Origin of the sequence: Dactylosporangium sp. NPDC000244, from assembly GCF_040300725.1 — a bacterium.
GTDB lineage: Bacteria > Actinomycetota > Actinomycetes > Mycobacteriales > Micromonosporaceae > Dactylosporangium.
Genome location: NZ_JBEPEH010000051.1, coordinates 46,543 through 66,550, shown reverse-complemented (window position 1 = coordinate 66,550; position 20,008 = coordinate 46,543). Strand labels below are relative to the sequence as shown.

Annotated in this window: 19 protein-coding genes; 9 read left to right on the top strand and 10 right to left on the bottom strand. The window is 73.5% G+C overall.

From position 1 onward, the window contains the following. Positions 1–21: 21 nt before the first annotated feature. Together ABT369_RS49490 and ABT369_RS49485 are read right to left on the bottom strand one after the other, a co-directional pair. Positions 22–1,539 carry a DUF4419 domain-containing protein gene (locus ABT369_RS49490; protein ID WP_350624162.1) on the bottom strand — a complete coding sequence of 506 codons (1,518 nt, stop codon included), beginning with the start codon at positions 1,537–1,539 and terminating at the stop codon, positions 22–24. A gap of 29 nt (positions 1,540–1,568) precedes the next feature. Then, positions 1,569–2,531, bottom strand: coding sequence for a DUF1152 domain-containing protein (locus ABT369_RS49485; RefSeq protein WP_350624160.1), 963 nt, complete (start codon positions 2,529–2,531; stop codon positions 1,569–1,571). 101 nt (positions 2,532–2,632) lie between these two features. Here ABT369_RS49485 and ABT369_RS49480 point away from each other — a divergent pair, with 101 nt between their 5' ends. After that, the gene (locus ABT369_RS49480; RefSeq protein WP_350624158.1) at positions 2,633–3,208 is read left to right on the top strand and encodes a dihydrofolate reductase family protein; all 576 of its coding nucleotides are present in this window, start codon (positions 2,633–2,635) and stop codon (positions 3,206–3,208) included. 135 nt (positions 3,209–3,343) lie between these two features. Here the strand turns inward: ABT369_RS49480 and ABT369_RS49475 are convergent, their stop codons facing one another. Further along, positions 3,344–5,836: a putative bifunctional diguanylate cyclase/phosphodiesterase gene (locus tag ABT369_RS49475; protein WP_350624156.1), complete on the bottom strand. Its 2,493-nt coding sequence runs from the start codon at positions 5,834–5,836 to the stop codon at positions 3,344–3,346. Positions 5,837–5,894: 58 nt separating this feature from the next. Between ABT369_RS49475 and ABT369_RS49470 the strand changes: the two genes are divergently transcribed. From ABT369_RS49470 to ABT369_RS49460, 3 genes are all read left to right on the top strand, one after another. After that, positions 5,895–6,332, top strand: a complete 438-nt coding sequence (locus tag ABT369_RS49470; RefSeq protein WP_350624154.1) for a hypothetical protein — start codon at positions 5,895–5,897, stop codon at positions 6,330–6,332. Between the two features lie 68 nt (positions 6,333–6,400). Further along, positions 6,401–7,624, top strand: a complete 1,224-nt coding sequence (locus ABT369_RS49465) for a sensor histidine kinase (protein ID WP_350624152.1) — start codon at positions 6,401–6,403, stop codon at positions 7,622–7,624. Then, positions 7,522–7,878, top strand: coding sequence for a sensor histidine kinase (locus ABT369_RS49460; protein ID WP_350624200.1), 357 nt, complete (start codon positions 7,522–7,524; stop codon positions 7,876–7,878). The genes ABT369_RS49465 and ABT369_RS49460 overlap by 103 nt, the downstream gene beginning before the upstream one ends. Positions 7,879–8,505: 627 nt before the next feature. Here ABT369_RS49460 and ABT369_RS49455 read toward each other — a convergent pair. After that, entirely contained in the window at positions 8,506–8,940 is a 435-nt protein-coding gene (locus tag ABT369_RS49455) for a hypothetical protein (RefSeq protein WP_350624150.1), read from the bottom strand. Continuing rightward, positions 8,937–9,455: an RNA polymerase sigma factor gene (locus ABT369_RS49450; protein ID WP_350624148.1), complete on the bottom strand. Its 519-nt coding sequence runs from the start codon at positions 9,453–9,455 to the stop codon at positions 8,937–8,939. Before ABT369_RS49450 ends, ABT369_RS49455 begins: the two co-directional genes overlap by 4 nt. Before the next feature lie 434 nt (positions 9,456–9,889). Between ABT369_RS49450 and ABT369_RS49445 the strand changes: the two genes are divergently transcribed. Together ABT369_RS49445 and ABT369_RS49440 are read left to right on the top strand one after the other, a co-directional pair. Then, complete coding sequence (locus tag ABT369_RS49445) at positions 9,890–11,014, top strand: LCP family protein (protein ID WP_350624146.1); 1,125 nt, start codon at positions 9,890–9,892, stop codon at positions 11,012–11,014. After that, positions 11,011–11,829: a polysaccharide deacetylase family protein gene (locus ABT369_RS49440; RefSeq protein WP_350624144.1), complete on the top strand. Its 819-nt coding sequence runs from the start codon at positions 11,011–11,013 to the stop codon at positions 11,827–11,829. Before ABT369_RS49445 ends, ABT369_RS49440 begins: the two co-directional genes overlap by 4 nt. 58 nt (positions 11,830–11,887) lie before the next feature. Here the strand turns inward: ABT369_RS49440 and ABT369_RS49435 are convergent, their stop codons facing one another. From ABT369_RS49435 to ABT369_RS49425, 3 genes are all read right to left on the bottom strand, one after another. Beyond that, the gene (locus tag ABT369_RS49435; RefSeq protein ID WP_350624142.1) at positions 11,888–12,010 is read right to left on the bottom strand and encodes a hypothetical protein; all 123 of its coding nucleotides are present in this window, start codon (positions 12,008–12,010) and stop codon (positions 11,888–11,890) included. A 110-nt stretch (positions 12,011–12,120) separates the two neighbouring features. Further along, positions 12,121–13,278 (bottom strand): hypothetical protein, encoded by a 1,158-nt coding sequence (locus ABT369_RS49430; RefSeq protein WP_350624140.1) that lies wholly within the window; start codon positions 13,276–13,278, stop codon positions 12,121–12,123. 9 nt (positions 13,279–13,287) lie between these two features. Next, positions 13,288–15,579, bottom strand: coding sequence for an FUSC family protein (locus ABT369_RS49425; RefSeq protein WP_350624138.1), 2,292 nt, complete (start codon positions 15,577–15,579; stop codon positions 13,288–13,290). A 59-nt stretch (positions 15,580–15,638) separates the two neighbouring features. Between ABT369_RS49425 and ABT369_RS49420 the strand changes: the two genes are divergently transcribed. The 3 genes from ABT369_RS49420 (at position 15,639) to ABT369_RS49410 (ending at position 17,947) form a co-directional block, all read left to right on the top strand. Beyond that, positions 15,639–16,283 carry a biliverdin-producing heme oxygenase gene (locus ABT369_RS49420; RefSeq protein ID WP_350624136.1) on the top strand — a complete coding sequence of 215 codons (645 nt, stop codon included), beginning with the start codon at positions 15,639–15,641 and terminating at the stop codon, positions 16,281–16,283. Between the two features lie 16 nt (positions 16,284–16,299). Further along, on the top strand, positions 16,300–16,605 hold the full coding sequence (locus tag ABT369_RS49415; RefSeq protein WP_350624134.1) for a DUF2470 domain-containing protein: 306 nt from the start codon (positions 16,300–16,302) through the stop codon (positions 16,603–16,605). A 178-nt stretch (positions 16,606–16,783) separates the two neighbouring features. Further along, positions 16,784–17,947, top strand: a complete 1,164-nt coding sequence (locus ABT369_RS49410) for a site-2 protease family protein (protein ID WP_350624132.1) — start codon at positions 16,784–16,786, stop codon at positions 17,945–17,947. A gap of 73 nt (positions 17,948–18,020) precedes the next feature. On the opposite strand, the gene ABT369_RS49405 is transcribed toward ABT369_RS49410, so the two are convergent. Beyond that, positions 18,021–19,094, bottom strand: a complete 1,074-nt coding sequence (locus ABT369_RS49405; protein ID WP_350624130.1) for an ABC transporter permease — start codon at positions 19,092–19,094, stop codon at positions 18,021–18,023. Continuing rightward, positions 19,091–19,984, bottom strand: a complete 894-nt coding sequence (locus ABT369_RS49400) for an ABC transporter ATP-binding protein (RefSeq protein ID WP_350624127.1) — start codon at positions 19,982–19,984, stop codon at positions 19,091–19,093. Before ABT369_RS49400 ends, ABT369_RS49405 begins: the two co-directional genes overlap by 4 nt. Between the last annotated feature and the right edge of the window lie 24 nt (positions 19,985–20,008).

Here is a 20,008-nt window from a genome sequence, read left to right as displayed (position 1 = left end):
ACTAGGCGACGGGCGATCGGCCTACCGCTGCGGCAGCAGGTCGGCGAGGCGGGCGGTCTCCAGGTGGGCGATGTCGCCGCCGGAGTCCATGGCCGCGTCCAGCACCATCGCGAGCGAGGTGCCCAGGACCGGCACGTCCGCCGGGTCGTCGGCCAGGAAGTAGGCGGTGTACGTCCAGTTGTAGGGCGTGACCTCCTCGGACCGCACCCGGCACACGATCCAGTGCATCCTCATCGCGGTGTAGTCGACTGCCAGGGCCAGCCAGCGGCCGTCGGGCAGCTCGATCAGCGTCCGGGCCGTCCAGTCATCGGCGATGTCCTCGATGCGGCGCCACTCGGCCGCCGGGACCAGGTGCCAGGCGCCGTCGAACAGGGTGGCCGAGCCGACCCGGCCGTACAGCGCCAGCAAGTCCGCCGGGCCGCCCTCCTCCCGGTGTTCGGCTTCGTCCGACGGCGGCGTCGTGGTGTGCTCGCGCACGAGGCGGTCCAGCACGGCGTCGATCTCGACGGGGGCCGGGGCCACGTACCAGCCGGCGATCGGACGCAGGGCGCCGTCCGGGTCCTGGGCGACGCCGATGAGGCCGGCGTGCAGGGCGACCGCGTAGTTGTCGCCGGAGGACTGATCGTTGACATTGACGATCACGCGGGACAGCGTCGCCGGGACCGAGTCGCTGGAGATGCCCGGGCCCCAGTAGACGCCGTCGGGGGTCGGGGTCACGTCGCGGGGCTCGCCGATGGGCAGCTCCAACATCGGGTTCGGCCGGTCGGTGCGGGCGCCGGTGAGGTACGGATAGAAGCGCGTGATCCAACCTGTGATCTTGTCGCCGCCGTAGGCGTCGGCGGGGTTGTAGATGCGCCGCCAGAAATCGGCGTCGGGGGTGCCGGCCGCGGCGCGGACGAACTCGTCGGCGATCGGGGCCAGGGAGCGGCACCATTGCTCCAGGCCGAATCCGGCGACCGCGTCGATGCGCGCCCGGATGCGTCGCCAGTCCTCGACGGTACCGTCCAGCGTCAGCGACGGGATGCCGCAGACGGTCGTGACCCACAGGGCGAAGTACGGCGAGTAGGCGTCCAGCAGCACGATCCGCCCGGCCGTCCGCTCCACGTCCGTGCTCGTCGAGAAGTCGCACGCGAACAGCTCGTCGTCGACCTCCGCGGCCAGCAGCTTCCCGAACGACTCGGTCAGGTCCGCCCACCCGTCGGCGTCCCGCGGCAATTCCCCGTCGACGGTGATCGTGAGCCGCTTACGGCCCTCGTGCCGGACCAGCCGCGGCCGCAACTCCTCGGCGTGCAGCCGAATGTGCTGGGCGACGCCCTGGGCGATCGTCAGCCACACCGCGTCGGGCGACAGCACGAGCGGCCGGTGCTCGGCGAAGGCCCGCGCGACCGCGCCGAGCAGCGGGTGCACCCCGTCCGGCTCCAGCACCGCCCGCGCCGGGTCGCCGCCGAACGCGAGCGCGTCCGGGAACAGCCCGCCGGCCGGGCGCGTCGGCAGCGGCTCGGCGGCGGGCGTGACGTCATCGACGGCGAAGGTCATCATGCCCGGGGACCCTACTCGGCGACGGGCGATCAGTGGGGGTACATGCGCGGGACGCGGGCGCTGAGCAGCTCGTCGCGGAAGGCCTGGATGCGGGTGATGACCTGGCGGCGGCCGATGGTGTTCTCGATGCGGTCGAGGTAGAGGCAGCGGGCCGCCAGCTTGTCCAGGTCGACGGTGAAGTAGATGGCCATGAGCGGGTTCACGAACAGATCCCCCCGCTCGGTACGGCTGGTGAAGCGCACATCCCCGAAGGCGCCCGCCGTCGCGGCGGCGATCTGGCCCTGCACGATGCTCGGCCGGTCCGGCGTCGCGGCCTGGGCGTCGGCGACGGCGTCGCGGTAGAGCACCGCCTCGCGGCTCGTGCCCGGGATCGACAGGGCGCCCAGGTACGCGCCCTCGCGGTCCAGAGCGGCCAGGTTCTCCAGCACCTGCACGTGGTTGACGCCGTCGTGGGCGTCGATGCCGAAGCCGAGGCACGTGACCAGCTTGATCGGCACGTCCAGCGCGGTCACCGCGGCCACGCTCGTGAGGTCCTCGACCGGCGTGCCGAGGTCGCTCTCGTCGCCGCGCAGGAGGATGTCGGTGCCGCCGTCGACCAGGACCACGGCGTCGAGGTTCAGGTGCTCGACGAGGTGCCGGTACGCCGCGCGCAGGGGCTGGACGCCGAGCGGCGGGAAGGTGTAAACGGTCGGCGGCAGTTCGTGGGCCTCCAGCCAGCGGGCGAGCGTACGCTCGGGGAAGTACCAGTCCGGGCTGCCCGTGCCGGGGCGCACCGCCGCGACGTGCTCGGCCAGCCAGGCGTCGCGGTCGATCAGTTCGAGCTCCGAGAACGACAGGCTCGCCAGGTGGACCTCCGCGCCGGTCTCGCGCAGGGCGAGCGCGAGTGGGAGCCCGGCGTACACGTCGAATCCCCCGCCCGCGCCGGCGACGAGGATGCGGCGCGCCGGGGCCAGCGCGGCGAAGATCGGCGGGACGGACAACGAAAATGTCACCGCCGCAAAATAGTCGGGCCGTGCTTGTCGTTCGGGGTGGGTCCGGTTCGTAGCGATGGTGGGAGCCCCCGCGCCGAGCGGGCCGACACAAGGAGAACCCGATGACCGCGACCTACACCTTCGACGTCTTCACCAGCCTCGACGGCTTCGGCACGACCAGCGGCGACTGGGGCGGCTACTGGGGCAAGCAGGGCCCCGAGCTGCTCGAGCACCGCCTCGGCCTGTACCGCGAGGAGCAGCACATGGTCTTCGGCGCGCAGACCTACCGGGCGTTCGCGCAGATGCTGGCCGAGAGCACCGAGGACGCCGACGTCCGCGACCCGTGGGTCACCCGGATGCGCAACCTGCCGGCGACGGTGGTCTCCTCGACCCTGCAGGGCCCGCTGGACTGGCCGGACGCGACGGTCGCGCGCGGCGACGGCGTCGACATCGTCCGGTGGCTCAAGGAGGAGTCGGAGGTGCCGCTGCGCTCGCACGGCAGCCTGTCGCTGAACCGGGCGCTGATGGCCGCCGGGCTGGTCGACTTCGTCCAGGTCACCGTGTTCCCGGTGATCACCGGCCGGACCGGGACCGAGCCGATCTTCGCGGGCGCGGCCGACTTCGACCTCGAGCTCGTCGAGAGCCGGACCCTCGACGGCCGCACCCAGGAGCTCACCTACCGCCCGACCCTGCACTGAGCCTCAACAAGCGCATGACTCGGGTACGTCGTGGTGCGGACCGCTGCTCCCGCCAGACACCGCTCGGCGCTGCGCGCCGACGCTGCCAGGTCCGCCGATGGTCACCCGGGCCAGATAGCAGTCCCCCCGACGCGCTCAGGCGTTGACGGCGTGCGCCTGGACCCATTCGGCGGCGGCGGGCTCGGGCATGGGCTTGGCGTAGAGGTACCCCTGCCCGAACCGGCATCCCATGTCGCGCAGCAGCTCGTCGTCGGCCGGCGCCTCGACACCCTCCGCGACGACGCTCATCTGCAGGATGGCCGCGAGCTGCACGATGCCCCGCACGAGCGCCAGCTGCTTGTCCGACACCGCGATCGTGTCCACGAACGACTTGTCGAGCTTGAGCGTGTCGACGGGGACGCGGTGCAGGTAGGACAGGGACGAGTACCCGGTGCCGAAGTCGTCGATCGAGATCTTGACGCCGGCCGCGCGCAGGCGGGAGATGTCCGAGGTGATCTCGTCGGACTCGCCCAGCAGGAGGCTCTCGGTGATCTCCAGGTACAGGCGCTCGGCCGCGAGACCGTGGCGCGACAGGGTGGCGAGCACGAGGTCGACGAAGCCCGTGGTGCGGAACTGGCGCACGGAGACGTTGACGGAGACGTACACCTCGGGCCAACCGGCCACCGTCTGCACGGCGCGGTCCAGGACCCACGCGCCGAGCCGCACGATCGCGCCGGTCTCCTCGGCCAGCTCGATGAACTGGATCGGCGGGATCATCCCGCGCTGCGGGTGGTGCCAGCGCACGAGGGCCTCGAAGCCGGCGGTGCGCCCGGAGGAGAGCTCCACGATCGGCTGGAAGTGCAGCAGGAACTGGCCCGCCTCGATGGCGCCCTCGAGCTGGCCGCGCAGCTGGCGGCGCGCGGCGACCTGGGCGTGCAGCTCGGCCTCGTAGCGCCGCCAGCGGCCCTTGCCCTCCCGCTTCGCCGCGAGCATCGCGATCCGCGCCTGCTCGAGGTCGGAGCCGACGCCGATGCTCGCGGTCACGCGCAGCACGCTGCCGTCGATGACGAACGGGCCCCCGAACGCGTCCAGCACCCGTTCCGCCAGGGCGTCGTCCGGTACCGTCACAGCAAATTCATCGGCATTGAGCCTGGACAGCGTCTCGTCGCCGGCCACGCCCCGCAGCCGCTCGGCCACGGCCACCAGCAGCTGATCGCCGACCTCCTGCCCCATGGCATCGTTGACGGCCCCGAAGTCGTCGAGGTTGAGCACGAGAACCGTCGCCGGGCGCTCGTGCAGCGCGTCGGTGAAGCGCAGGCGGTTGCCGAGGCCGGTGAGCGGGTCGAGGTACAGCCGCTCCAGCCGGTTGATCTCGGTGTTCAGCGCGATCCGGTCCAGCATGCTCGCGGCCTGCCCGGCCAGCACCGGCACGGCCTCCTGCAGGTCGAGCAGCACCGGCTCGGCCGCGGCGACGTAGAGCTCCCCCAGCTCCCGGTCGCCGACGGACAGCCGCGCGCACAACGCGAGCTCGAAGCCGCGCAGCCCGGCCTGCTCCGCCGCGGGCAGCTCGCGCACGTAGGCGATGCCGATCGCTCGCTCCGCCCGCGCGTCCAGGCTGAGCACGACCCGATGCGGGGTGCCGGCCGCCAGCAGGCGCTCCACGGCCCGGTGCACCACCGCGCGCACCGCGGACTCGTCGGCGGTGCTGAGCAGCTCCTCGCAGGCGCGGCGCAGCTCCCGCTCGCGGGCCGTACTGAGCCGCAGGCCGGCCACGACGATCGACATCCGGCCGAGCGCGAGCACGACCAGGACGCCGGAGACGACGGCCACGACGAGCCCGTCGCGCACGGGCCCGGTCACCGCCTGGATGAACAGCACCGCCGGCGCGATCAGCGAGGCCAGACCCAGAACCGCGCGACGGTACTGCACGATCGCGCGCTTGGCGATGCGCGGCTCGGTCAGCCGGGTCATCGACGGGTCCAGCGCCGCCGCCCCTCCGGCGAGGAAGAACGCGACCCACAGCAGGTCCACGGCGGAGCCGACGGACCAGCCCGCGGCCAGCCGCAGCAGTGCGAACACGGTGTCGCCGGCCACCAGCGAGCCGGCCGACACCAGCAGCAGGGCGACCGAGCGGCTGCGCGGCACCGTCAGGACCAGCCGCGCCAGCAGCGCGAGGGTCGCGAGGTCGACCAGGGGGTACGCGACCGACACCGCCTTGGCCGCCGCGCCGAACTCGTCGTGGTGCAGGTTCGGGTTGATGAGGTACACCCAGGAAAGAAACCCGGCGGCGGTGGTCAGGATCGCGGCGTCGAGCGCGCCGGCCCGGTCCCGCACGGCCGTGCCCTCGCGGCTGAGCCCCCAGAGGGCGGCCACCAGCCCGGGCATGACGACGAGGATGTTCCAGGCGTCGGCGATCGACGGGAAGCCGGGCGAGGCCAGGCTCAGGATCGAGCCGGCGAGGAACGTGACGTACGTGAGCCCGAGCAGCCGCCAGGGCCAGCGGCGCCGCGGCCGGTTCCGGCGCACGCCCAGCAGCACCGCGGTCACGGTCGTCGCGGTGACCGCGATCCAGACGAGGCCGATGGCGCTGTCGGGGAGCACGAGGTACAGGGCGATCAGCACCAGCGACCACGCGCCGTACCCGACCATCCGCGCCCCCTCCGCCCCGGCTATTCGGTTACGGGCCGCGGTTGTTTAGGGTGATCCGATGGATTCGTCTTCCGTCGAGCCGTTGTCCATCGGGGTGCAGATCGGGCTGCGGGTGCCGGCCATTCTCGTGGCGCTCGCCGGCGTGCTCGTCGCGCTGCTCATGATCCGGCGGCTGGGGGTGCTCAGCGGGCTGCTGGGGGCGGCCGGGAGCCTGGTGATCGCGGCCGACCAGGCGGCGAACATCGTGTGGATTCTGCACCTGCGCTCGCTGACGTCGGGCGGGGATCTCGACATCGACACCTTCAACACGGCGAACAACGCGTACACGATCGCGGACGTCGTGCTCATCACGATCGGGGTGGCGCTGGTGGTGGCGTCCTTCGCCGTGCGCCGGCCGGACGGGACTGCCGCTGCCGGTCTCGGTGCGGGTCCGGCTCCTGCTCCCTATTTCGGTCCGCCCGTGCCGCCTGCTCCTCCCGTGCCACCTGCCTCATAAATGCCGCGAATCAGAAACTGTCATACCCCCCTCGTAGACTCCCGGCAGCACCTTGGGAAGGGGGCGGGATGACGACCGACGGCGACACCTGGCAGCGCCCCATCCCGGATGCCCGCCGCCTGCGCATCGACATCGCCGTCGGTGTGATCGTGGCCGCGATGGCCCTGCTGAACCTGACCCTCACCCGCAGCACCGGCTCCTACTTCGGCCACCCGCCGGCCCTGCCCGAGCAGATCGTCTGGGCCCTGCTGTGCACCCTGCCGCTGTGCTGGCGCCGCCACTGGCCCGACGCCGTGGCGCTGGTCATCTCCATCGCCTTCATCTGCGGCCAGACCCGCCACGCCCCCGAGCAGCAGCTCACCACCGGCGCCCTGTTCGCGGCCATCTACACCCTGGGCGCCTGGGGCCGGGACCATCGCCGCTCGAGGTGGCTGCGCTCCGGCATCATCGCCGGGATGTTCATCTGGCTGGGCATCTCCTACCTGATCGCCCTGCCCCACCTGTCCGCGGCCGAGTTCGTCAAGGCCGACGGCCCGGTGTCGCCGATCCTGGCCGCCCTCATCAACGGCGTGCTCGTCAACGTCCTCTACTTCGGCTTCGCCTACTACTTCGGCGAGATCGCCTGGACCGCCGAGCGCCGCCGCCAGCTGGTCGAGGCCCAGGCCGCCGAGCTCGTGGCGGCCCACGAGGAGGAGGCCGCCCGCACGGTCCTGCACGAGCGCCTGCGCATCGCCCGCGAGCTCCACGACGTCGTGGCCCACCACGTGTCGGTGATGGGCGTGCAGGCCTCGGCCGCCCGCCGCGTCTTCGACCGCAACCCGCCGAAGGCGAAGGAGGCCCTGGCCGCGGTGGAGCAGAGCGCCCGCACGGCGGTGGACGAGCTCCACCGCATGCTGGCCTCCTACGCCACACCGACCCAGCACCCACTCCAACCACCACCTCTGGCGCGCCCGCACCCACGCCCAGCTCGCCCGATTCCGCAGTCGGCCCGCCTGGATCCGCATCCGACTCGCCCACCGGTTCGGGCACCGCTCCCTCATCCGCCACGCCCGTCTCACTTCCCACTCAAGCCTCGGGCCCGGACATCTCCCCACCGGGCGGCGCCCCGGACTCCTCCCCCGCGACCGCCCCGGCCGCCGTCGGCCTCCACCGCCTCCCGGAGCTGCTCGACTCGGTCCGCCACGCCGGCCTGGAGACCTCGCTGGGCGTCTTCGGCAACGAGATCGACCTGCCGGAGTCGCTGTCCCTGGCCGGCTACCGAATCGTCCAGGAGGCGGCGACAAACACCCTGAAGCACGCGGACGCCACGAAACTGGACGTGCGAATCCGCTTCCACGCCGACGAACTCGAACTCGACATCGCCGACGACGGCCGCGGCTCAACCCGCCGGACGACCGGCGGCCTGGGCCTGATCGGCATGCGGGAGCGCGTCGCCGCCCACGAGGGCACCCTGGAGACCGGCCCGCGCACGAGCGGCCCCGGCTTCCGCGTACGCGCCCGCTTCCCCCTCCACCGCCCCGCCCCGGCCGCCACCGCGCCCGCCTGACCGCTCGCGCACCCAGCCGGCCCCGCCGCCGCAGCACTCGAGCGCAATCGGCCCCGCCGCCAGACCACGCTGCCGGGGTTGCCCCCGCCGCCAGACCACGCTGTCGGGGTTGGCCCCGCCGCCACAGCACTCGGGCACCGGTCGACCCCGCCGCGAGACCCACTCCGACGGGGCCGCCCCCGCTTGCCAGACGACCCGGGCACCGCCCGATCGGGCTGCCTCGGCGGTCAGTGCGTCGCCGGCGTCCGTGAGATCCGCTCCGGCCGCGGCATCGGACCCGCCGGCGCCCGAGCCCCAAGACGAGGCCGGGCGCCGCGAACGGCGTCGCCATCCGCCCAGCTCCCGCTCGCGTCGCGGCGCGTGAACCGCGGCCGCGGACACCCCGGCCGCCCAAGCCCGCAACACGAGGCCAGGCGCCGCGAACGGCGTCGCCATCCGCCCAGCTCCCGCTCGCGGCGCGGCGCGTGAACCGCGGCCGCGGACACCGGCGACCACCCAAGCCCGCAACACGAGGCCAGGCGCCGCGAACGGCGTCGCCATCCGCCCAGCTCCCGCTCGCGGCGCGGCGCGTGAACCGCGGCCGCGGACACCGCCGTAAGACGCGGCCGGGCGCCGCGAAGGGCGTGGCTATCCGTCCAGTTCTCGCTTGCGGCGCAGCAGTGCGGCCCGCCGGGTCAGGCCGCGCCGCAGGTTGGCGAGCGCCGCGAGGAGCAGGACCGCGACGATGAGGAGGGCCACCGGGCGGGCCGCGATCACGGCCACGGGGACGGCGACCGCCACCGTCGCGGCCAGGCCGAGCCAGGCCGCCACCACGCGGTCGAGGGCGAAGAGCGGGAGCCGGCGCGTGAGGACCCAGACGGCGTAGGCGACCCAGGCCAGGCCGACCGCGATCATCGCGCCGAACGCGGCCTGAGTGCGGGTCGGCAGGGCCGGTTCGGTGGCCCACAACAGGCCGGTGAGCAGGGACATCGCGGCGCCGGCGAGGAGTACGGCTACCACGGCCAGGCGGCGGCGCAGTGACAGGCGGCCGGAGAGGCGGGTGAGCATGTCGTCGGGGGTCACCAGGAGTATCCCTTCTGCACGAGGGCGTCCCGCAGCAGGCGGCGGGCTCGGTTCAGGCGGGACTTGACCGTCCCGATCGGTACGGCGCAGATCTCCGCGCAGGTCTCCAAGGACAGGTCCTGCAGGTAGAACAGGATCAGGATCTCGCGCTCGCGTGGCGGCAGGGCCGAGAGCGCCCCGGCCAGCTCGGCGCGGTCCAGCACCTCCGCGACGGCGTCGGGCGACGCGACGTCGGACAGTGGTTCCTCCGGGCGGGCGTACTCCTCGCGCAGCCGGTTCGTCACCGCGCGCCGCGCGATCGTGAACAACCACGGGGTGAAGCGGGCCGGGTCGCGCAGGCGCGGCAGGCCCCGCAGCACGGCCACCCACACCTCCTGCGCCACGTCGTCGGTGACGGCCGGCGGGAGCATCCGCCGCACGTACGACCAGATCGGGTCATGCCAGGCCCGCACCAGCTCGGCGAAGGCGTCGCGCTCGCCGAGCTGGCAGCGGACGACCAGGCGTTCATCGGTCATCACTGCCTCCTCACCCAGCACAGTCGGGACCCAGGGTCGCCAGGTTCACGCCGGTCGGCGCGATTCGCGGTGCCACGAGCAACGCACGGGTCTCAGTCTGCGCAACATCGCGCCCGGATCGTGGAATGACGGCCCGTTCGAGCCCGGATCGCCGCAGGAGCACACTGGGCGGTGGCCGCCGACGACGAGCGGGCCGCGGCTGTGGCGCAAAGCGGCGGCCGGCGAGCCACGGCTGCGGCGCACGGCAGACGGCACAAAGCGGCGGCCGACGAGCCACGGCTGCGGCGCAAGACAGAGGCGGCCGACGTGCGCGCCAAGGTCGGCCGGTCTCGGCCGGGGTGCGGGAAACCCGTAGCAACTGTGCGGCTTAGGGCGGTCACCCGAGCCCGCCGCTGCGGCGACGCTGGGACGTCGGTCGCGGCGAAGGGAGCGCAATGCGCGGCAGGAGCCCGTTGTGGGCGCGGCTGTGCCTGATCGCCGGTGCGCTGCTCCTCACGGTCAGCGCCGGCTCGCTCGTCGGCGGCAGCATCCTGCTGGCGCACTACGGTGGCCAGGTCACCCACCCCGGCGGCCTCGGCTCGGCGGCGGCCGGTCACGACATCGACGGACCGCTCGACCTGCTGCTCGTGGGCATCGACGAGCGCGACGGCAACGCGGCGATGGGTGCGCGAGCCGACTCGATCATCATCGCCCACGTGCCGGCGAGCCACGACATGGTGTACCTGACGAGCATCCCCCGCGACACGCGGGTCGTGATCCCGGCGGACGCCCGCACCCAGTACCGCGGCGGCACCGACAAGATCAATGCCGCCTTCGAGTTCGGCTACCAGCACGGCGGCGGCCGCGACGAGGGGCTGACGCTGCTCGCCGAGACGGTCAGCGGCCTCGCCGGGGGCCTGAAGTTCAGCGGGGCCGCGATCGTCAACTTCGACGGGTTCAAGGACCTCGTCGACGCGCTCGGCGGCGTGCACATGTGCGTGGACGAGCGCACCACGTCGATCCACACCGGATGGAACACGCGGACCGGGCAGGAGGGGGAGCCGTACAACTTCAACGCCGCCGGCATCCCGACCACCCTGAAGCCGAACATGCGCCCGCAGGTGTACGAGCCCGGCTGCTCGGACATGGCCAGCTGGCAGGCCCTCGACTACGTGCGGCAGCGCGACAAGCTCGCGGACAACGACGGCGACTACGGCCGGCAGCGCCACCAGCAGCAGTTCATCAAGGCGATGCTCACCAAGGCCACCAGCGCCGGCGTCCTCACCAACCCGCAGAAGGTCGACCACATGCTCAACTCGATCGGCAAGGCGGTCTCGTTCTACAACAACGACATACCGCTCGCCGACTGGATCCTCACGCTGCACGGCATCACGCCGGAGCACCTGGTGACCCTGAAGGCCAACGGCGGCCACTTCAACAGCGAGGTCGTCGACGGCCAGTCGTACGAGGTCCTGGACGCCACCACCAAGGCGCTCCTCGCCGCCATCGGCCAGGACCGGGTCGCCGAGTTCGTCGCCGCCCACCCCGAGCTCGTCGGCGACGCCCCGGGCACCGCGTGAGCGCGAAGGTCTCCCGGCGCTCGCTGCTGCTCGCCCTGGGCGGGATCGGGCTGCTGGCCGGGTGCGGCGAGGACCACGCGAGCTGGCACGGCGGCGACATACCCGGCGACTCGCGCCCGGGCGACGCCGCCTCGCCGGACCCGTCCGGTTCGCCGCTGGTCATCCCGCCGGCGAACCCGCCGACGCCCGGGGTGTGCCCGTCGCCGGGTGGGCTCGGGCCCAAGGGCCCGCAGTACACCCTCCCCTGCCACGGCACCGAGATCGCCCTCACCGTGGACGACGGGCCCGACCCCGCCTACACCCCGAGGATGCTGGCGCTGCTCGCCCAGCAGGGGATCCGCGCCACGTTCTGCATGATCGGCCGCAGCGCCGCCGCGCACCCCGACCTCGTCCGGCGGGTCCTCGACGGCGGCCACCACATCGCCAACCACACGTTCAGCCACCCGATGAACATCGCGAAGCTGCCGGCGAGCGCGGTGCGCGCCGAGATGGCGAAGGCCACCGACGCGATCGCCAAGGCGTCGGGCAACGGATACCGGCCGACGCTGTTCCGCGCTCCCGGCGGCGCCTGGTCCCAGACCGTGCTGGCGCAGTGCGGCACCCAGGGACTGCGCGCGCTGGACTGGACCGTGGACCCGCGCGACTGGAGCCGCCCCGGCGTCCAGCACATCGTGTCCACGATCCTGAAGCAGACCCATCCGGGCTCGATCATTCTCGAGCACGACGGCGGCGGCAATCGCGAGCAGACTCTCACCGCGCTGGGTGTCGTCCTGCCCCGGCTCCGTGACGCTGGGTATACCTTCGCCCAGCCGTGAGGGGGACGTGCGGCCGGCACCGGCGTGCCGGCCGCACCTTTCCCGGAAGTGGCGACGGCTAGAAGTGGAAGTCCTGCGTCGTCACTTTGCCCGAGCCCATCGACGCGATAGCCGGCGCCCCGACCGACATCATCACGGCGAGCAGCGCGGCGGCCGCGATCCGGACCAGCTTGCGTTGCACGTGTACCTCCTTCTCGTGTGCGTTGCCGAGCCCGCAGCGTGCGACGCCCCGCTTAGCGGCGAGTTGGAGGCCACTTGCAGCGGACCTGGCGCCGTGCCCCGGCCGGGGTCTCACCCGTCCGCCAGGTCGCGGCACTCGCCCCGGTCGTAGGGCAGGCCCACCTCGCGGAAGGCCCGGTTGACGGCGCCGAGGCCCGGCGTCCACACCTCGTCGTTGTCGGCGAGGGCCGTGAGGAAGCGACGCTGGACCGGCGACAGCGGGCCGGGCTCGCGGCCGGCGAAGAATGGCCGCAGGAACGGTCCGACGTCGAAGGCGGCCGTGTGACGGCTCGCGACGGGCGCGACGGCAAGGGCCGCGGGCAGCAGGCGTTGCGGGTCATCGGTGCGCGCCGTCGCGGCGGCGATGAGGGTGAACCGGATGTGCTGGTCGAACTGCGGCGGAGGCTCGGCGAACCAGGTCTCCGGGGCCAGCGGGTCGGCCAGCGCCGCGAGGATCTCGTCGAGGGCGGCCGGGTCGTCGGCCAGGGCGGGCGCCAGCGCGGCGCAGGCCCGCACGCCCGGGTGCGGATCACGCAGATGGGCGCGGGGCGCGCCGCCGACCTCGCCGATGGCCAGGACCATGGCGGCGCGCTCGTCCGGGCCGGCCTCGGCCACCCGCGCCGCGAGCTGCCGCTCCAGCGGGGCCGGATCGGCCAGGCCCGCGCCGCAGGCGGCGACGGCGCGGGCCGCCTGCACACGCACCGCCGATGCCGGATCGGACAGGGCGGCGACGGCCACGGTGAGCAGGAGCGGCGTCACCTCCCGGCAGCCCAGCACACCGCGGCGGAAGAGCGCGTAGGACAGCGGGCTGTCGGCGTACACCTCCGAATAGTCGTCTCCGGACGCCAGCACCGCGGCCAGGGCGGCGTCCGCGTCGAACCCGGGCGGCGGGGCCAACGCGTCGCGCCACGCGTCGAGCCAGGCGTCGGAGTACGACCGGCCGGCCGTGGCCACGTCGGCGAGGAAGTCGACCAGGCCGGCGCGCAGGTCCGCGTTCGCGGCGCCGGACAGCCGCGGATCGTGCACCAACCCGGCGACCGTGGCGGCGGCCGGGGCGGTGGCGGTCAGCGGTATGCCCTGGTGGATCACCTTGTTCCGCAGGTGCCCGAGCGCCGCACGCCGGCGGTCCGCGTCGGCGCCGACCAGCGCCGCCAGGTGTCCGGGTGTGTCCACGGCCCGCCCCAGGGCATGAAACAGCGTGGCGAACCGGTCCGCGTCGGCCTCGATCACGGCGCGAGCCTAGCTGTCCGCCGCCTGCATCGATTCGTCCTGGTCGAGGGCGGTCACGGTCAGGCCGAGCTGTTCGGCGATCACCGCGAGCGACCCGTCGATCAGCTGCAGGTCGCGCAGGGCCAGCTGCGGCGCCGCGGTGTCGGGCAGGGGCAGGGCCGCGGCGAGGGCGGCGAAGCGCGACGCCGAGCGCACGTACGAGCCCGGCGAGTCCCGCCGCAGCGCGGCGACGAGCGCCTCGATCGAGGCCTGCAGCGTGTCCGCCGCGAGCCGCAGGGCCTCCGGCGGCAGGGCGGCGGGAGTCGCGTCGGCCAGGAGGTTGCGGGCGTAGTTGCGCGAGGCCGAGAGGCTGTTGGCGAACAGGATGCGCGCCGACGGGACCGGCAGCAGCGGCACGCCGAGCGCCGCCAGGGTCGCCGTCAGCGCCTGGTAGGCGGCGTCCAGGCGGCGCACCTCGGCCCGCAGGTCGGAGCCGGTGTCGAGGACCCGCGGGTCGGAGCCGGTGCCGAGGACCCGCGGGTCGGAGCCGGTGTCGAGAACCCGCGGGTCGGAGCCGGTGCCGAGGACCCGCGCGTCGGAGCCGGCGCCGAGGACCCGCGCGTCGGAGCCGGTGCCGAGGAGCTGCCGCACCGCGGAGTCGACCACGGCGGACAGCGCGGTCAGGTACTCGCGCGTCGCGACCCGCACGACCCGGCCGGTGCGCAGGGGCATTACGGCGAGCACGGTGAGCAGCGCCACCGCGGCGCCGATGGCCGTCTCGCCGAGGCGCAGCAGGAGCAGGTCGTCGGAGTACTCCCCCAGCTCGACGTAGAGCTGGGAGACCGCGATCGTCACGGCCATGACGAACCACGCGTAGCTGGAGCGCATCAGGTAGAGGCCGAGGAACAGCGCCGCCACGATGACCGCCAGGGCGGCGTACACGTGCGGGCCGATCGCGTGCGCGAGCAGGGCGCCGACGAGGACGCCAGCCACGGTGCCGATCACGCGTAACGAGCCCTTGCGCAGCTGCTCGCCGGCGTTGTGCGCGCCCATGAACGTGACGAAGGCGGCGATGACGGCCCAGTACCACCGCCGATGGTCGACCGCGTAGCCCAGGACGAGCGCGACGGTCGCGGCCACGGCCATCTGCCCGGCGACCCGCACGTTCGGGGGGATTCCGGAGCGGCCGAAGCGCCGGACGGTCTGCGGCTCCTCGGAGGCGGTCTGGCTGACCCCGGCCGAGCCCGGCAGGAAGCCGCCCGCGAGCTCGGCGGCGGCGGCGAAGAGCACGTCGGGCTCGTCGGAGGGGAGCCCGCGCAGGCCGTACAACGCCTCCGCCCCGGCGCGCAGACAGCCGCCGAACCGGTGCGCGACGATGCGCTGCGGCCCCTCGGGCAGCTCCTCCAGCACGGCGCGGCCGGCGGCGTCGGCGCGGGCGGCGTCGAGCTCGCCGACGGCCGCGAGCCCCTCCCGCACCAGGTCCCGCAGCGCGGGCGGCAGGTCGGCGCCGGCGAGGGTGACGGCGAAGCGGGCCAGGTTGGTGACGGCGAGCTCGAGGTCGAACAGGCGCTGGTGCACGATGCCGGGGCTGGTCCCGGCCGGCAGCGCGCCGGGGCGCTCGAGGTAGGCGTCGGCCATGAGCGCGGCCTCGTTGAACGCCAGGGTGCGCCGGCGCAGGCGCCGGACGAGCCGCTCCCGGCGGCGGGGGGCCGGGGACTCGGTGAGCGCGAGCGCGGCGGCGGCCACCGCGCGGGAGCGGGCGCCGAAGGAGCGGCGCAGCCGGGCCAGGGTGCGGTCGTTGCGGATGCGGAACAGAGTGAGCTGCAGGCCGACGGTGACGATGACGGCGAGGACGACCTCGACGGCCAGCCAGCCGAGGGACCGCAGCGTGATCACGCCGTGCAGGAAGAGCCCGAAGAAGGTACCGATGAACGCGAAGCTGCCCCCGAAGAAGCCGCGGGGGCCGAACCGCCGCAGGTAGGCGCCGCCGGTGAGCACGACGATCACGGCTACGAAGCCCCAGAGCTGGTACGGGGCCAGGGCCAGGCCGAGCGTCATGCCGCCGAGCACCGGGATCGGGATGAGCGCGAGGTTCAGCGCCTGCTGCCGCGGGGTGTCGAACATCGGCGCGGCGAACACGCCGCAGAGGGCGATGACCGCGCCGAGCATGAGCGGGACGACGGGCACCGGATCGTGCCGGGCCTGGACCAGCAGCCACTCGGCGGCCATGGCGGCGATCATGGTCACGGCGACCTGGGCCGCGAGGCGCACTCGGATTCCGCCCGGATCGTACGCCCGCAGGCGATCGATGAGCGGGTTCACCACCCGAACCTACCATCGCGGATCTTCACCGGAGCCAATGATTAGGTTAGCCTAACCTCGTGGATGAGGCGTTCTCGGCGGTCGTGCGGCGCAGCACCGAGGGTCGGCACCGCGAGGCCGAGCGGGCGGCGTTCCTCGGGGACCTCGTGCGCGGGCGGCTGCCGCTGGCCGCCTACACCGCGATGGTCGCCCAGCACCTGCACATCTATGCGGTACTGGAATCAGCCGCGACAGTCATGCGCGACGACCCGGTCGCGGCCGCGTTCATCCACGACGAACTGACACGGCGACCGGCGCTCGAGGCCGACCTGCACGCGCTGCTCGGCGACGGCTGGCGGGACCGGACGCCGCCGAGCCCCGCGACGCAGCGGTACACGGCCCGCCTCCGCGAGGTGTGTTTCGACTGGCCGGGCGGGTTCGTGGCGCACCACTACACGCGGTACCTCGGCGACCTCTCCGGCGGGCAGTACATCGCCGCCGCCGTGCGCGCGGGCTACGACACGACCGCGACGAGCTTCTACGCGTTCGACGGCCTCGGCCACCCGGCCGCGTTCAAGACCCGCTACCGCGAGGCCCTCGACGCCGCGCCGTGGACGGCCGCGGAGCGCACCCGGATCGTGGAGGAGATCCACATCGCGTACGAGCTCAACATCGCCGTCCTCGTGGACCTCGGCCGCGAGTACGCCGCGGACCAGGCCGCCTGACCGGATGAGGAGAGCCATGACACAGCCGTTCACCCCGGAGGTCGTCGAGGCCGTCAGCCGGCACATGAACGCCGACCACGCCGCCGACAGCCTGCTCATCGTGCGGGCGCTGGGTGGGCGGCCGTCGGCGACCGCGGCGGCGATGACCGGCCTGGACGGCGACGGGATCGACTTCACGGCCGTGGTCGACGGGGCCGAGGTGGCGGCCCGGGTGCCGTTCGGCCGCCCGCTGACCGAGCGCGCCGAGGTCCGCCCGGAGGTCGTGCGCCTGTACCGCGAGGCCTGCGAGGCCCTCGGGGTCGCCCCGCGCGCGAAGGAGTGACCTTCGACGGCTCGCGGCGCCGAGCGGTGGGCCGGCGAGGGCGAAGAAAACCGTGACGATCTCGCCGCCCGGTGGTTCGAGGCCACCGGCCGGTGGGTAGCGCTCGGGCGATGCCGCCTGGCCCGGGTCCGCCGCGCGCGGATGGGTGAGGTGCTGCTTCGGGAGGGCGGTGGTGGCAATGGGGCAGACCGCGCGTCTGGGCCGGATCGCCGGCATCCCGGTCGGCGTGCACTGGTCCGTCTTCGTGATCATGCTGCTGCTCGTGCAGGGGCTGGCGGTGGTGATCCTGCCCGGCGGCGCGCCGGGGCACGCGACGGCCGTGTACTGGGGCGTCGCGGTGCTCGTGGCGGTGGTGTTCCTCACCGCCCTGCTGGCCCATGAGCTCGGCCACTCGCTCGTCGCCCGGCACTACGGGGTGCGGGTCCGCGCCATCACCCTGTGGCTGCTCGGTGGCGTCTCGCAGCTGGACGGCGAGGCTCCGCACGCACGCGCCGACCTGCTGATCGCGCTCGCCGGGCCGCTGGTCAGCCTGGCCGGGGCCGGGGTGTTCGCCGCCGCGGCGGCGGTGGTGCGCGCTCTGGGCGGCGGTGCGCTGGCGGTGACCGGGCTGGTCTGGCTGACCGTCGTCAACGTCCTGCTCGGGCTGTTCAACCTGCTGCCCGGCGCGCCGCTGGACGGTGGCCGGGTCCTGGCCGCCGTCCTGTGGTGGGTCCGGGGCGACCGGGCGGCCGCCCGCCGCGCCTCGGCCCGCGCGGGGATCGTGCTCGGCGGCGTGCTGATCGCCGCGGGCTTCCTCCAGGTGCTGCTGACCGCCAACTTCCGCGGGTTGTGGCCGGTGTTGCTGGGCTGGTTCCTCGTCCTGGCCGCCCGGGCGGAGGCCGTCGACGCGGTCGTGCGCAACACGCTGGCCGGCGTTCGGGTCGGTGACGTCATGACGACCCCGGCCGTGTGCGGCTACACGAGCCAGTCCGTCGCCGACTTCGTCGCCACGGTGGCCCGCCGCCACCCGCACCGCACCTTCCCGGTCCTGGACCTCGACGGCCACGTGGCCGGCCTGGTCAGCCTCACCCGGCTGGTCAAGGTGCCCAGCGCCGACCGGGAACGGGTGCGGCTGGCCGACGTGTCGGCGCCGGTCGACCCCGCTCGCCTGCTGAACCCGGCCACGACGCTGGTCGACGCCGCCGCGGCGCTGCCGTCCGGCGGGCACCGGCTGGCGCCGGTCGTGACCGATGGCCGGCTGACCGGGATCGTGACCCACGGCGACGTGGCCCGCGCCACCGAGCTGGCCGAGCTGGGCATCGCGCCGCACCGCGACGGCCCGGCCGAGCAAGATCGCCCGTAGGGGCATCCTGAGCCGTCGAGCCCGGGTCGAGCTCGATCCCGCCGAGGAGCCCCACCGGGGGCGGGCGCCGCGGTCAGATGCTGCGCAGCTCGCGGTCGCGCCACGCGGCCGACCAGGAGGTGCGGCCGTTGGTGCGCAGCAGCGAGCCCTCGTAGATGCGCGCGCCCAGCAGCAGCGCCCCGGCCGCCGCCGCGGCGAGGATCACCAGGGCCACGAACGGTTCCCAGGTGGCCGCGGAGCCGTCGAAGAGGCGGACGGGCATCGCGGTGGGGGCGGAGAACGGGACGTACGACAGGATGCGCATCGCCGTCGGGTTGTCGCCGAGGAAGATGACCGCGAAGAACGGCAGCATCACGAGCAGCTGGACGGGCATGCCGGCGTTCGACACGTCCTCGAGGCGGTTCACGAGCGCGCCGACGGCGGCCCAGAGCGCGGCCAGCATGATGAAGCCGAGCACGAAGAACGGAATGAACCAGCTCATCGCGGGGGCGAGCAGCGGCAGCAGGTCGCCGGCGTCGTCGGTGAACTGGGAGCCGACGATGCTCACGACCGCGATCAGGGCGACCTGGGCGAGGGCCAGGAGGCCGCCGGCCGCGACCTTGCCGATGAGCAGGGCCCGGACCGGCACCGCCGCGACCAGGATCTCCACCATGCGCGTCTGCTTCTCCTCGACCACGCTCTGCGCGATCTGGATGCCGAAGGTCAGCGAGGTGAAGAAAAACACCAGGGCGAACATGAACGGGACCAGGAACTTGGCGAGCTCGTCAACCGCATCAGGATCCAGCAGGTGTACCTCGGGAGCCACCGACAAGGACCGCACGACATCGCCGGGCGCGTCCCGCATCGCGACGACCTGAGGCTTGCCGCCCTGGTCCACGACGGCGGCGTCGGCGTCCCCGTCGCGCACGGTCTTCTCGGGATCGGCGACGACCTTCACCTCCAGGCCCGCATCGCGCAACTTCTGCTCGTACGGCGAGGCCTGCACCACCGCGACCGAGGACGCGCCGGAAGCGAACACGGCCGGCAGCACCGACGAGCCGAGCGCGAACAGCAGGAAGAACAGGGTGCTGAACAGGAACGTCTTGTCGCGCAGCTTCACCTTGAGCTCGCGCGCGGCGACGAGCCGGACGGCCTCCAGCAGGTTCATCGGGTCACCTCTCGGAAGATCTCGGCCAGCGAGGGTACGACGGGACCGAACGAGCGCACCGGGCCGCGGGCGAGCGCGGCCTGCAGTACCACCTGATCGTCCGCGGTTTCGGCGAGGTCGAAGACGGCCCGGTCGCCGTCGAGGTCGACGACGGTGACCCCGGCCTGGTCGCGCAGCCAGCCCGTGTCGCCGTCGACGCGCAGCTCGTAGCGGGGCTCGGAGAACTGGGTGCGCAGCTGCTCGCGGGTGCCGGTGGCCCGGATGTGCCCGCCGGCGATGATGACCAGGTCGTCGCAGAGCCGTTCGACGACGTCGAGCTGGTGGCTGGAGAACAGGACCGGCACACCGGCCGCGGTCCGCTCCCGCAGGACCCCGACGACGGTGTCGACCGCGTGCGGGTCGAGGCCGGAGAACGGCTCGTCGAGCACGAGCAGCAGCGGGTCGTGCACGAGGGCGGCGGCGATCTGGGCGCGCTGCTGGTTGCCCAGCGACAGCTGCTGCAGCGGGTCGTCGGCGCGCTCGCCGAGGCCGAGGCGGTCGAGCAGGTCGGCGGCGTTGCGCTTGACCCGCTCCAGCGACAGGCCGTGCAGCCGGCCGAGGTAGACGAGCTGCTCTCGGACGCTCATCTTCGGGTACAGGCCGCGCTCTTCGGGCATGTAGCCGACCTGCCGCCGGAACTGCGTGCTCAGCGGCGTGCCCTGCCACGTGACCGAGCCGGAGTCGGCCGCGAGGACCCCGAGGATGATGCGCATCGTCGTGGTCTTCCCGGCGCCGTTGGCCCCGACGAAGCCGGTCATGCGACCGGCCCCGACGTCGAACGTGACGTCCGAGAGCACCTGCCGGTCGCCGAAGCGCCGGTTGACCCCCTCCACCCGCAGTGCGTCGCTCATGACCATCACGGTAGGCGCCGCGCG